This window comes from Wielerella bovis, from assembly GCF_022354465.1.
Classification (GTDB): domain Bacteria; phylum Pseudomonadota; class Gammaproteobacteria; order Burkholderiales; family Neisseriaceae; genus Wielerella; species Wielerella bovis.
Genome location: NZ_CP092361.1, coordinates 748,229 through 761,689, shown reverse-complemented (window position 1 = coordinate 761,689; position 13,461 = coordinate 748,229). Strand labels below are relative to the sequence as shown.

General features: G+C 43.2%; 9 protein-coding genes and 1 pseudogene. 7 read left to right on the top strand and 3 right to left on the bottom strand.

Going from position 1 to position 13,461, the window contains the following annotated elements:
- Positions 1 to 110 precede the first annotated feature (110 nt).
- Complete coding sequence (gene recG / locus MIS45_RS03865) at positions 111 to 2,153, bottom strand: ATP-dependent DNA helicase RecG (protein ID WP_249451070.1); 2,043 nt, start codon at positions 2,151 to 2,153, stop codon at positions 111 to 113.
- Between the two features lie 163 nt (positions 2,154 to 2,316).
- Between recG and recO the strand changes: the two genes are divergently transcribed.
- Positions 2,317 to 3,087 (top strand): DNA repair protein RecO, encoded by a 771-nt coding sequence (recO, locus tag MIS45_RS03860; protein ID WP_249451069.1) that lies wholly within the window; start codon positions 2,317 to 2,319, stop codon positions 3,085 to 3,087.
- A 172-nt stretch (positions 3,088 to 3,259) separates the two neighbouring features.
- Complete coding sequence (gene metE / locus MIS45_RS03855) at positions 3,260 to 5,542, top strand: 5-methyltetrahydropteroyltriglutamate--homocysteine S-methyltransferase (RefSeq protein ID WP_249451068.1); 2,283 nt, start codon at positions 3,260 to 3,262, stop codon at positions 5,540 to 5,542.
- Positions 5,543 to 5,678: 136 nt separating this feature from the next.
- On the opposite strand, the pseudogene MIS45_RS03850 reads toward metE, so the two are convergent.
- Positions 5,679 to 6,128: pseudogene (locus MIS45_RS03850) on the bottom strand (transposase).
- Between the two features lie 85 nt (positions 6,129 to 6,213).
- Entirely contained in the window at positions 6,214 to 6,516 is a 303-nt protein-coding gene (locus tag MIS45_RS03845; RefSeq protein ID WP_249441922.1) for an IS630 transposase-related protein, read from the bottom strand.
- A 320-nt stretch (positions 6,517 to 6,836) separates the two neighbouring features.
- Here MIS45_RS03845 and metF point away from each other — a divergent pair, with 320 nt between their 5' ends.
- The 5 genes from metF to MIS45_RS03820 all read left to right on the top strand — a co-directional run bounded on the left by metF (position 6,837) and on the right by MIS45_RS03820 (position 13,410).
- Complete coding sequence (metF, locus tag MIS45_RS03840; protein ID WP_249451067.1) at positions 6,837 to 7,679, top strand: methylenetetrahydrofolate reductase [NAD(P)H]; 843 nt, start codon at positions 6,837 to 6,839, stop codon at positions 7,677 to 7,679.
- Positions 7,680 to 7,840: 161 nt separating this feature from the next.
- The gene (locus MIS45_RS03835) at positions 7,841 to 10,000 is read left to right on the top strand and encodes a primosomal protein N' (protein ID WP_249451066.1); all 2,160 of its coding nucleotides are present in this window, start codon (positions 7,841 to 7,843) and stop codon (positions 9,998 to 10,000) included.
- A gap of 502 nt (positions 10,001 to 10,502) precedes the next feature.
- The gene (locus tag MIS45_RS03830; protein ID WP_249451065.1) at positions 10,503 to 11,270 is read left to right on the top strand and encodes a (Fe-S)-binding protein; all 768 of its coding nucleotides are present in this window, start codon (positions 10,503 to 10,505) and stop codon (positions 11,268 to 11,270) included.
- Positions 11,267 to 11,965, top strand: coding sequence for a LutC/YkgG family protein (locus MIS45_RS03825; RefSeq protein ID WP_249451064.1), 699 nt, complete (start codon positions 11,267 to 11,269; stop codon positions 11,963 to 11,965). Before MIS45_RS03830 ends, MIS45_RS03825 begins: the two co-directional genes overlap by 4 nt.
- Positions 11,962 to 13,410: a LutB/LldF family L-lactate oxidation iron-sulfur protein gene (locus tag MIS45_RS03820; protein WP_249451063.1), complete on the top strand. Its 1,449-nt coding sequence runs from the start codon at positions 11,962 to 11,964 to the stop codon at positions 13,408 to 13,410. Before MIS45_RS03825 ends, MIS45_RS03820 begins: the two co-directional genes overlap by 4 nt.
- Positions 13,411 to 13,461 lie beyond the last annotated feature (51 nt).

The following is a 13,461-nucleotide window of genomic DNA, read 5'->3' as shown; positions in this document are numbered from 1 at the left end:
TTGAATATTACATTTTCAGATTAAAATGTGGATTAATTTTTAAAGATTGAACTGCATAGCATACGCAATGACATCGATTATTTCCATTTTTTTAAAAGGCTGCCTGAAAATCACGCCGCCAGAAAGCCTTCTTTACTTCCCAACCATCGCTCCAAATGTTGATCCACCACCTCCGGATAATCCGCAATCAAAATAGGGGCAATTTCTCGCGCTTTTTCTAACAAAGGGACATCAGTTTGTAAATCAGCAAAGCGCAACATGGGTGCACCACTTTGTCTTGCGCCCAAAAATTCCCCTGGCCCACGAATTTCCAAATCTTGCCGCGCAATCTCAAAACCATCGGTGTGTTCATAAATCACTTTCAAGCGCGCCTTGCTGATTTGCCCAAGCGGTTCGGCGAACAACAACACGCAAGTGCTTGCTGCTGCGCCACGCCCTACTCGTCCGCGTAATTGGTGCAATTGCGCCAAACCCATGCGCTCAGCGTGTTCAATCACCATCAAACTGGCATTTGGCACGTCCACGCCCACTTCAATCACGGTGGTCGCCACCAACACATTCAGGCTGCCTGACACAAATTCCGCCATCACCGCCGCTTTTTCCGCAGGTTTCATGCGCCCATGCACCAAACCAATCTTCAAATCAGGCAAGGCAGCCTGCAAATTTTGCCACGTTTCGGTGGCGGTTTGCAGTTGCAAAGTTTCACTTTCTTCAATCAAAGGGCAAACCCAATACGCTTGTTGCCCTTTTTGACAAGTGTTTAACACAAAACCTTCCACTTCGGCACGGCGTAAATGATTGACTAATTTTGTTTTTATTGGCGTACGATTCGGTGGCAATTCGTCAATAGACGACACGTCCAAGTCTGCAAAAAAACTCATTGCCAAAGTGCGCGGAATCGGTGTGGCGGACATCATCAATTGATGTACGTCTTCCCCCTTATTTTTCAACGCCAAACGCTGCGCCACGCCAAAACGGTGCTGCTCGTCCACAATCACCAAAGCCAAATTATCAAATAAAACATCATGTTGAAACAAAGCATGCGTGCCGACCGCCAAACGAATCCGCCCATCAGCCAAAGCCGCTTTTGCTTGGTCTTTTTCTTTCTTTTTCAGGCTGCCTGAAAGCCACGCCACGCTGATTCCCAAAGGTTCAAACCATTGTTTAAATTTAATAAAATGCTGTTCTGCCAAAATTTCAGTCGGTGCCATCACCGCCACCTGCACCCCATCATTTTCCAAAGCCACCAAAGCCGACAAAGCCGCCACAATCGTTTTGCCGCTGCCCACATCGCCCTGCAATAAACGATGCATGGGGACAGTTTTTGCCAAATCAGCTTGAATTTCGGCGCACACGCGTTCTTGCGCTGCGGTCAAACGAAAAGGCAAAATGTCCAATAATTGTTTGGATAAATAATTATTGCTTATCAAAGGTTTAGCTATTCCATTGCGGCGACGTTGTCGTGCTAAACGCATGGATAATTGTTGTGCCAGCAATTCATCAAATTTCAGGCGTTGCCATGCAGGAAATGCGCCATTTGCCAATGTGTTCATGGATAATTCAGGCGGAGGATGATGCAAGGTGCGTAAACTGTGTGCCAATGAGGGTAACTTTAAGTTCTGCAATATTTTTTCGGGCAAAATTTCTTGCAAATTAACTGTTTCCAATGCAGCCTGAATGGCTTTGCGCAAAGTAGGTTGATTTAAACCATTGGTTGTTGGATAAATTGGCGTAAGCGATTGAGCTAATTTATTATTTTCTGGAGATTTGATTTTTGGGTGTATCATTTCATCGCCAAAATAACCGCGTTTGATTTCGCCCAAAGCGCGGACAGTTTGACCTTGCGCCAGTTGTTTTTGATGGCTGGCGTAAAAATGAATGAAACGCAAATTGAGCATCGCGCCGCTGTTATCTTGAATACGCGCAATCAGTTGTTTTCTTGGTTTAAATTGTATCTCTTGATAAATTACCGTGCCTTCTACTTGGCAAACATCGCCCACATTCACGCCAGCAATGGGGACAATTTGGGTTTCATCTTCATAACGTAAAGGTAAATGCAAAGCCAAATCCCACGCACTATGTAGCTGTAATTTCTCCAATTTTTGGGCGGTGGTATCGGTAATTTTGAGTAATTGTCGCGTTTCAGGCTGCATAATTTAAATAAAACAATGAAATAAAATGAATTATAGCGAAAAGGCAGCCTGAAAACGAATATTCACTATATTTTCAGGCTGCCTTTATTGCTTTCATTTATCATCTATGAATGCAGCCTGAAAAACTGTTATGATTGGACTCTTTTGATATTTCTCATTTGTCATGTCCAGCCGCATCAATCATCAACCAATTTTCCTGCTCGCCACACAAGCATGGCGCGAAAACAGTTTGCGCGTGGAAGCATTCAGCCGCGATTATGGGCGCGTATCCTTATTGGCACGCAGCGCACGGGCACGTGGTTCAGAATTGCGTGGCGTACTCGTCCCTTTTGTACCCGTGTCCGCGTCGTGGTTTGGCAAGGAAGAATTAAAAACCTTGCATCGTGCCGAATGGATAGGCGGTTGGCAACAGCCCAAAAATCGTTCATTATTCAGCGCGTTATATGTCAATGAATTGGTGTTAAAACTGACTGCACGCGAAGACCCACAACCGCAATTATTTGCCGCGTTGCACGAAATTTTGCATACCATTTGTACACAAACCGATTGTGCCGACAGTCTGCGTCATTTTGAATGGCGATTGCTGACTGAATTAGGCGTGGCACCCGATTGGCGCACCGATGCCAATGGCGCACCGATTCAATCCGAACAAAATTATTTGGTGCAGCCTGAAAATGCTGCGCGTGTGATTTTGCCCGATGAATTTGCCCCAAAAGATGGCGTGATTGTATCGGGAAAATTATTGCAAGAATTGGGACAAGGCAGCCTGAATCCACAGTCCGATTTAAACAGCGCACGTCAATTAACCCGTTTATTATTGGATTTCAGGCTGCCTGATGACATACAAAGCCGCAAAGTATTGCAACAATTAAATTTATGGAAACAACAAATTAGAGCATCATACGATATGAATACATCAGAAAATATTGCTTAATCTATATTTTCAGGCTGCCTATTTTATTCAGGCAGCCTGAAAAACTTTATAGGTCATGATTTATTAGCATATTTATGAAATAAATTCATAATAAATGCTAAAATTTAGCAGTTGCATGACAGATTAAAATAAGAGAATATATGATTCATCATCTACTTTTGGAGAAACACACATGAATACATTTCACTTATCTGGCTACCCTCGCGTGGGTGAAAAACGCGAATTGAAATTCGCCGTAGAAGCCTTTTGGAAAGGCGCGAAAAGCGAAACTGAATTGCAAGAAGTGGCTGCCGAAATCCGCCGCTTGAACTGGGCAACCCAAAAAGCCGCAGGTGCGGATTTGTTGCCAGTCGGCGATTTTTCTTTCTATGACCATGTTTTGGATTTGATTTGTGCGGTTGGTGCGATTCCAAAACGTTTCGGTTTTGACCCTGCCAATTTGACTTTGGAACAATACTTCCAACTGGCGCGCGGCAATGCCACCCAATTTGCGATGGAAATGACCAAATGGTTTGACACCAACTACCACTACATCGTACCTGAATGGCATGCTGATACTGAATTTTCAGCGCATTCTGCGCGTTTGATTGCCCAAATCAAAGAAGCTAAAGCGCAAGGTCATGATATTAAACCGACTTTGGTTGGTCCTTTGACTTTGTTGTGGTTGGGTAAGAAAAAAGAAGAATTTGGTTGCCGCATTAAAACTTTGTTGCCCAAATTGTTGCCTGTTTATGCACAATTATTGCGCGAATTGGCGGCTGAAGGTGTGGATTGGATTCAAATTGACGAGCCGATTTTGGCGGTAGATGCGGGCGATGCGTGGACAAACGCGTTCCCAGAAGTTTATCAAGAATTGGCAAACACAGGCGTTCGCATCATCATCGGTACTTACTTCGCTGGCGTGAGCGAGCACATCAAATTGTTGAGCAGCCTGCCTGTACACGGTGTACACATTGACTGCGTGCGCGATTACCCACAACTGGAAGTATTCGCCGACAACTACCCAAGCAGCAAAGTGTTGTCCATCGGTTTGGTGGACGGTCGCAATGTTTGGAAAGCGAATTTGACCAAAATCATTGACACTTTGAACCCCGTAAAAGAAATTTTCGGCAACAATTTGTGGATTGCGCCAAGCTGCTCATTGCTGCACAGCCCACAAGATTTGGCGGTTGAAGAAAAATTAGACCCTGAAATCAAAAACTGGATGGCGTTTGCCGCGCAAAAATTGGTTGAATTGGGCGTGATTAAACAAGCTTTGGCTCATGGCAAAGACAGCGTTCAGGCTGCCTTGAAAGCATCTGACGAAGCGGCTGCTGACCGCGCAACCAACAAGAAAATCCACAATGACGCCGTTAAAGCGCGTTTGGAAAACTTGCCTGCTGGCGCAGACCAACGCAAATCGCCATTTGCCGAGCGCATTAAAGCACAACAAGCATGGATGAACTTGCCTGTCTTGCCAACCACCACCATCGGCTCTTTCCCACAAACGGCTGAAATCCGTGCGGCGCGTGCAGCGTTCAAAAAAGGCGAATTGTCTGCGGCTGATTACGATGCAGCAATGAAAAAAGAAATCGCCTACTGCGTTGAAATCCAAGAAAAATTGCAACTGGACGTGCCTGTACACGGCGAAGCCGAGCGCAATGACATGGTGGAATACTTCGGCGAACAGTTGGCTGGCTACTGCTTCACGCAATTTGGCTGGGTACAATCTTACGGCTCACGCTGCGTGAAACCGCCCATTATTTTCGGCGACGTTTCTCGTCCAAACCCAATGACGGTTTACTGGTCTTCTTACGCACAATCTTTGACCAAACGCCCAATGAAAGGCATGTTGACGGGTCCTGTAACCATGTTCAAATGGTCATTCGTGCGCGATGACGTGCCTTTGAGCGTGGTGGCGAAACAAATCGCTTTGGCATTGAACGATGAAGTGTTGGATTTGGAAAAAGCGGGCATCAAAGTCATTCAAATTGACGAACCTGCGATTCGTGAAGCCATGCCATTGAAAAAATCTCAATGGAACGAGTATTTGGATTGGGCTTGCGAAGCCTTCCGCTTGTCATCAACTGGCGCACAAGACAGCACACAAATCCACACCCACATGTGCTACTCTGAATTCAACGACATCTTGCCAGCGATTGCGAGCATGGACGCGGACGTGATTACCATTGAAACCTCACGTTCAGACATGGACTTGCTGACGGCATTTGGCGAATTCAAATACCCGAACGACATCGGTCCGGGCGTGTACGACATTCACAGCCCACGCGTACCTGCGGAAAGCGAAATTGAACACCTGTTGCGTAAAGCGATGAATGTGGTGCCTGTTGAGCGTTTGTGGGTGAACCCAGACTGCGGTTTGAAAACACGCGGTTGGGAAGAAACAACAGAACAACTTGAAAAAATGATGAACGTAACCAAAAAATTACGCACAGAATTGAAAGTAACACGTTAATACAATAATTTAAAGGCAGCCTGAAAAATTTTCAGGCTGCCTTTTTTATGGACAATATTGTAGAAATTTGTGCAAAACAAATCTGAAACTTTATAGATTGTCCTTGAATTAGGGGCAATATATATAGATAAAGAAATTAAAATTCGGTACACAACCAAGTAAAATAAAAAAACAAAGAGTGAATGCAATCCAATAACCAATCTTGACGTAAATGTTTAATCCAAGCCCAAGTGTGCTCAATTAAATTCAAATCAGGACAGTATGGCGGTAACCATAAAATCACATGCCCTTATAAAACAATAAGCTCTTGAATGTCCTGACGTTTGTGAAAAGTCGCATTATCCATTACCAAAACACTGTTGGGCGGTAATTGTGGCAGTAAAACGTTTTGAACCCATGAATAAAACACATCTGAATTGATGCTGAATTCATACAAACCCACTGCAATCAATTGATTTTGGTACAGTGCGCCAATGGCATTGGTTGTGTTTTTGATTTGCCAGTTGTGATTGCCATGACAAACTTGTCCTCTTGGCGCATAGGCATAAGGACGATAAGTTTGGTTTTTAAAACCACTTTCATCAATATAAACAATAGGACGTTTCTCTTGCTCATACTGTTGTTTTAATGAGAGAAATTGTTCAATTGTTTCGGGTTGAGCTTTGGGGTGTTTAAGAATCTTTTTTTTGAGTGATTTTTAGCCGTTTAAGTGCCACACCAATGGCTCTTTGTGAACAGTTAAAGCGAACAGCGCGTTCTCTTTGAAAATCATCAGGAAATTGTTCTACGTCTTTTCGCAATAATTCATCATTGATTTTATTGGTTCTTTTGGGGTAGGGTTTACGTTCAATGCATTTTTTCCATAGTTGAATGGTACTGCGACTGATGCCATATTCCGCTGCCAATTCACGGTAGCTGTAACCCGAATTTAATTTTTCTAAAATCATTTGGCGATAATCTTGTGAATAAGCCATAACTGTTCTCCTGTGTGTACCGTTTATTTAATTCTACACCTATAGTGAATTCAATTTAAACCAGTACAGCGTTGCCAGCTCCCTTATGTACTAGGTGTACACGGCGGTCGCTGTCGCCTTGTCCTGATTTAAATTGAATCCACTATATAAGGTTTCAATCCAGTATTATTGGACAGGTTTAAGGCGGCCTAAAACAAATATCAATATGAAATTTTTTAATATTTATAACGAGAATATTTCAAAAGAAAAAGTATTGCGAAAAATATTATAACCATTTAAATTTACATATATTTATTTAATGAAGTTTAAGAGGAACAATCATGTCTTTATCACAAAAAAACCTCAGTTTTGAATTTTTCCCTGTACGAACACCTGAAGGCCGCGCAAAACAAATTCATATTCGCCAACAATTGCGCGAATTATCGCCTAGCTTTTTCTCTTGCACGTCTGGCGCAGGTGGCTCAACACGTGAAGGCACTTTGCAAATGGTGCGTGATATTTTGGCAGAACAAACCCCTGTTGCACCACATTTGCCTTGCATCGGCATGACTGAAGAAGAAATCAAAATTCTATTAGACGAATATTATGCTTTGGGTGTACGCCGTTTGGTGGCGTTGCGTGGCGACATTCCATCAGGCGTAGGTTATGGCATGCAAGGTTTTCGCTATGCTAATGAATTGGTTGAATTTGTGAGACAAGAATACAACGATAAATTTCAAATTATTGTAGCAGCCTATCCCGAATATCATCCTCAAGCACAAAGCGCTGCCGATGATGTGAAAAATTTTGTCCGCAAAGTGAAAGCTGGCGCAGATTTCGCTATTACGCAATATTTTTTCAACACCGATGCCTATTTCCGTTTTGTAGATGATGTACGCGCGCAAGGCGTAGATATTCCGATTATTCCAGGAATTATGCCGATTGAAAGTTTTAATAAATTAGCGCGTTTTTCCGATTTGTGCGGCGCAGAAATTCCCCGTTGGTTGCGCTTGAAATTGCATTCCTATGCGGATGATACTGCCTCTATCAAAGCATTAGCGTTGGACGTGGTGGGCGAAATGTGTGAACGTTTACTTGATGGTGGCGCATCGGGTTTGCATTTTTACACCATGAATAATGCTGAATTAACCACCACTTTATGCAATCGTTTAGAAAAACATTAATTTATCAAATAAAGGCAGCCTGAAAAATCTTTCAGGCTGCCTAAAATTGTAATCTATATTAAATATGTATAGTGGATTCAATTTAAATCACAACGTAAAATTGCGTTTTCAGGCAGCCTGAAAGATAATTTTGGCTTACCTATTATTTTCCACCTTGCACCATGATTTACCATCACATCGCCCTAAACACTATTTTGCCGCCACTCACTTACTCACATACGGCAGAAATTCCGCTTGGTAGCCGCGTGTTGGTCAAATTGCGCGGTAAGACGCAAATTGGCATTGTGTGGGCAAATCAGGTTCAGCCCGATATTGATGTTCACAAAATTTTACCAATTATTCAAGTGTTTAATGATTTCAGGCTGCCTGAAAATTGGCGTCAACTGATTCAGTTCACATCGCGCTACTATCACTATCCTATTGGGCAAACCGTGTTTACCGCGCTGCCCAGTTTACTCAAAGAAAACAAAGCCATAGAACTACCCGAAGCCCCGATTTTTTACACGCTCAATGCGCTGGGCAAAACGCAAACGCCACCACCCAAAAATCACGCCAAAAAATTAGCCATTTGGCATGCGCTGCTTTCAGGCAGCCTGAATCTTGCCGCGCTGAAAAAAATCCACCCCAAAGCCAAAGATTTTATTCAGGAATATGAACAACTTGGCTGGCTGGAAAGCACCACGCTCGCCACGCCACCCATTCCGCCATCGCAACATATTTTGAACGCGGAACAAGCTGCCGCCGCCGCCGCCGTCAAGTCCCATCTATTTGAATATAAAACATTTTTGCTGCACGGCATTACGGGTAGTGGCAAAACCGAAGTGTATTTTGACATCATGGCAGACGTGTTGGCGCGTGGCAAACAGGTTTTGTTTTTGCTGCCTGAAATTAACCTGACACCACAATTACTTACGCGTGTGGCGCAGCGTTTTCCCGATATGCCCACCGCCGTGTTGCACAGCCAAACGGCGACTGGGGCGCGTGGACGTGATTATTTACGCGCCATGTTAGGGCAGGCGAAATTGGTGATTGGCACGCGGCTGTCGGTGTTCACGCCGATGGCGGATTTGGGCTTGGTGGTGGTGGACGAAGAACACGATAATTCTTTTAAACAAGACAATGAGTTACGCTATCATGCCCGCGATTTGGCGGTGTGGCGGGCGCGGCAGGCGGCGTGTCCGATTGTGTTGGGCAGCGCAACGCCGAGTTTGGAAACGTGGCACAAGGCGCAATCGGGCGCGTATCAATTATTGACTTTATCCAATCGTGCCAATGAGTTGGCGCAATTGCCCGAGATTTCGGTGCTGGACGTGCGCCGTGTGCCTTTGGACAATGGTTTTTCGCCACAAGTGATTAATTTATTAAAAGAAAATTTTAAAAATGGCGGTTTGTCTTTGGTGTATTTGAATCGGCGTGGTTTTGCGCCAGCTTTGTTTTGTGCGGATTGTGGGCATACTTTTGGTTGCCCGAATTGTTCGGCAAAAATGGTTTTACATCAAAGGGCTAGGCAATTACGTTGCCATCATTGCGATTTCAGGCAGCCTGTACCGCATTCGTGCGCGGAATGCGGCAATCAGGATTTGACGGCGGTCGGGCAAGGCACGCAACGTGTTGAAGAAACATTGAAAAATGTGTTGCCCCACGCCAAAATTGCGCGTGTGGACAGGGACAGCACTAGCCGCAAAACGGATTGGGCGGATTTGTACGCGCAAATCGCGGCGAATGAGCTGGACGTGTTGGTGGGGACGCAAATGTTGGCGAAAGGGCATGATTTTGCGCGTTTGAATTTGGTGGTGGTATTAAATGCCGATGGTTCATTGTTTAGCAGCGATTTTCGTGCGCCAGAACGCTTGTTTGCCGAATTAATGCAGGTGTCGGGGCGAGCGGGACGGGCGGAACATCGTGGGCGGGTGCTGATTCAAACGCGGCTGCCTGAACACGAGATTTTTCACGCGATTAAGGCGCAAGATTTTGTTTTATTTGCGGAACACGAATTGGCGCAACGGCAATTATTTAATTTGCCACCGTTTGGTTTTCAGGCTGCCATCCGTGCGGACGCGGTGCAAATGAGTGAAGCGGTTGATTTTTTAAATGAAATTCGTGATGTGATTGCGCCTTTGTTGCCTGAAAATGTGTGGCAAATGGGTGCAGTGCCGATGTTGATGGCGCGACTGGCAGAGCGTGAACGGGCGCAGATTTTTGTGGAAAGCGCGGATAGGGGAGCGTTACATCGGGCGTTGGGTTTGTGGGAACAGGTGTTGGCGCAGTATCGGGATAATAAAATCCGTTGGCATATTGATGTGGATTATCAGGAAATGTAGGTTTCAGGCTGCCTTGTCTAATTGCTATTTTATGGTCATTTGAAATTAAAATAATACAGATTCCAAATCCAATAAATGATAATTTAGGCAGCCTGAAAATGATTTTTTCGTGTTTCAGGCTGCCTTATTTATGTTATTATATGAAATAAAGTAATAATATTACTTGTTAATTTTTGTTATTTTACTTCACAATTCTTAAAAAATGAGTTTACTCTTACGGCATATTCAATCAGCTATTGTAAAATTGTTAAATCATCATTAAAAATATCTAAATTAAATAACTTATTGAAATTAATTGTATATTAATGATAATAAGTATTATTTTAATGTGAGGCTCTCTACTATTTTCCCATAAGGTAAAATAGATTTCTTTTCTTTTATTTTTTTTATCAATTACACTTGACAAGCTACATCTTATTACATAAAGTTCTAATCAATATGTAAAACAGCATATTTTTCGTTGTTTTTGTAATTTTATTCAACCTTAAATCTATTAAACAAAATGAACACAAACACCCCAAATATCACAAGCAAACCCAGCGATGTGTATTTTTTCGGTACATGTATTCTGGATATGATGATGCCAGAAGCTGGTATGGACGCAATAACACTAATGGAACATTTGGATATTCGCGTACATTTTCCTATGGAGCAAAGCTGCTGTGGACAGCCTGCTTTTTCTTCTGGACACTCCAAGGAAGCTTTGGAAGTTGCTAAGGCTCAACTGGATTTATTTCCTGAAGACTGGTTCATTGTTGTGCCATCTGGTTCATGTGGTGGCATGATTAAACATCATTGGCCTACTTTATTTAAAGGTACGCCATATGAAGAAAAAGCAAATAATATTGCGAACCGAGTGGTGGAATTTACCAATTTCTTGGTAGCCATTGGTTATGAACCTGAAGATAAAGGCGAAAAAATTAAAGTTGCGGTGCATACTTCTTGCTCGGCTCGTCGCGAAATGGGTGTACACATCACGGGTTGGAAATTGGTAGACAGCCTGAAAAATGTAGAGCGTGTTGTGCATGACCATGAAAGCGAATGCTGTGGTTTTGGTGGTACATTCTCTGTCAAACATCCCGATATTTCAGGTGCAATGGTTACAGATAAAGTGCAGGCACTGAAAGATACTGAAGCAGTTGAAATTATCAGTGCAGATGTGGGTTGTATGTTGAATATTGGTGGCAAAATCGCCAAAGATGAACCCAATATGCCTAAACCTAAGCACATTGCCACTTTCTTGGCTGAACGTACAGGAGTGAAAGCATGAGCGCACGCAACAATATTTTAGCTAAACTGCGTAAAGCCAACGCTTATCCAATGGATTTACCTCGCACAGAAGAATATTACCAAGAAATGTCGCCTAGTTGGGACAACGAAATTGAACGTTTGAAACATTGGGCAAAATGTATGCGCGCGGTAAAAACAGAAATCTTTTGGGTGCGTGAAAATAATTGGGAAGAAACATTGATTCAGGTTGCACAACAAAAAAATCTGAAAAATATGTTGGTATCTAAAAATACTGAGCATGGTAAACGTGCTACAACTGCGCTTCAGGCTGCCTCTTTGGAAGTTCGTAACTTTGAGCAAAAAATTGATGATTGGAAAGATGAATTTTTTGCGGAAGTAGATGCTGGTTTTACCAGTTCATTGTGTGGCATTGCACATACTGGCACGATTATGCTGACATCTTCTGTTGCAGAACCACGCAGTCAAAGTCTTGTTCCGCCTGTACATTTTTGTTTGTTTGATACAAGAAAAATGTACGACACATTCTATGCCGCTATGCAAGGCGAAAAATTGGCAGCCGATATGCCAACTAATGTTATTTTGATATCTGGTCCATCAAAAACCGCTGATATTCAATTAACCTTGGCTTTTGGTGCACACGGTCCACGTGATTTAGTGGTATTAGCTGTGCTGCCTGAACACATTAATCCTGCCGATTTGGAGGTAGCAGCATGAACACACAAGTAGTCCATTTTCATCCACGTCCAGAAACATTTAAACAAAATTCACAAGCAGCATTAGCAGATAAACCACTACGCAAAAGTTTGCGTACTGCGATGGATATGTTGATGACGAAACGTAAAATGGTATTGTCAGATGAGCAAGAATTACAAATGTTGCGTACCTTGTGCGAACACGTTCGTCAGCATGCATTATCTAAACTACCTGATTTATTGGTGCAGCTGGAAGAAAATCTAACCAAGCGTGGGGTTCGAGTTCATTGGGCGGAAACCGTTGAAGAAGCCCAACAAATCATCTATGGCATTATGGAAACACATAATGGCAAATTGATGGTTAAAGGCAAATCAATGGTCAGTGAAGAAATTGAACTGAATCATTATTTGGAAAGTAAAGGCATCCGTGCGGTAGAAAGCGATTTAGGTGAATTTATCGTACAAATGGCAGGCGAAAAACCTACACACATCGTTATGCCTGCTATTCACAAAACCAAAGAGCAAGTAAGCGAATTATTCCACAACAATCTTGGTACAGAATTAACTGACGATGTAGATAAATTAACTGGCTTTGCTCGTGCAGCCTTACGTGATATTTATCGTACTGCAGATATTGGTTTGAGTGGTGTTAACTTTGCCGTGGCAGAAACGGGAACATTATGTTTAGTGGAAAATGAAGGAAATGGCCGTTTATCTACTACCGTTCCTCCTGTTCACATCGCCATTACAGGGATTGAAAAAGTCGTTGCTAACCTAACAGACGTTGTACCATTGTACAGTCAATTACCACGCACAGCGATTGGTCAGCCAATTACCACATATTTCAATATGATTACAGGTCCTCGTCGCAGCGAGGAACTGGACGGTCCGCAAGAAATGCACTTGGTATTATTGGATAATGGTCGCAGTCAAGCCTATGGTGAAGAGCAAATGCGTCGCACACTACAATGTATTCGTTGTGGTGCATGCATGAATCACTGTCCTGTTTATACACGCATTGGTGGTGCAGCATATGGCACAACCTACCCTGGTCCAATTGGTGAAATTATTTCTCCACACTTAATGGGTTTGGAAAAGACTCGAGATTTACCAACAGCTTGTTCCATGTGCGGTGCATGTGTAGAAGTTTGTCCTGTGAAAATCCCTATTACAGAGCAAATGGCGCGTTTGCGTGAAGAAGCGCAACGCTCACCAAATGAAAACGTTAACTATCCTATTAAAGGACAAGGCGCATCACATAGTTTTGGTGAAAGCATTGCATGGCGTATTTTCAATGGCTCATTTGGTCACACCAAAGCCTATCGCGCACTAGGTTGGTTCTCCACCACTTTCCGCGCACTAACACCACCTTGGCAACTAGGTTGGACAGAAAATCACGTCCCATTGAAACCAGCAGAAAAAACCCTGCAGCAAATGTTAGCAGAACGTAAACAAAATAAACAATAAACCATTTTTCAGGCAGCCTTAATTCAAGCATTACTCATAATTATGGCTGCC

What these genes read in the sequence shown, in the direction of transcription:
- recG (WP_249451070.1), bottom strand. Translation starts at nt 2,153, where the DNA reads ATGCAGCCTGAAACGCGACAATTACTCAAAATTACCGATACCACCGCC.
- recO (WP_249451069.1), top strand. Translation starts at nt 2,317, where the DNA reads ATGTCCAGCCGCATCAATCATCAACCAATTTTCCTGCTCGCCACACAA.
- metE (WP_249451068.1), top strand. Translation starts at nt 3,260, where the DNA reads ATGAATACATTTCACTTATCTGGCTACCCTCGCGTGGGTGAAAAACGC.
- MIS45_RS03845 (WP_249441922.1), bottom strand. Translation starts at nt 6,516, where the DNA reads ATGGCTTATTCACAAGATTATCGCCAAATGATTTTAGAAAAATTAAAT.
- metF (WP_249451067.1), top strand. Translation starts at nt 6,837, where the DNA reads ATGTCTTTATCACAAAAAAACCTCAGTTTTGAATTTTTCCCTGTACGA.
- MIS45_RS03835 (WP_249451066.1), top strand. Translation starts at nt 7,841, where the DNA reads ATGATTTACCATCACATCGCCCTAAACACTATTTTGCCGCCACTCACT.
- MIS45_RS03830 (WP_249451065.1), top strand. Translation starts at nt 10,503, where the DNA reads ATGAACACAAACACCCCAAATATCACAAGCAAACCCAGCGATGTGTAT.
- MIS45_RS03825 (WP_249451064.1), top strand. Translation starts at nt 11,267, where the DNA reads ATGAGCGCACGCAACAATATTTTAGCTAAACTGCGTAAAGCCAACGCT.
- MIS45_RS03820 (WP_249451063.1), top strand. Translation starts at nt 11,962, where the DNA reads ATGAACACACAAGTAGTCCATTTTCATCCACGTCCAGAAACATTTAAA.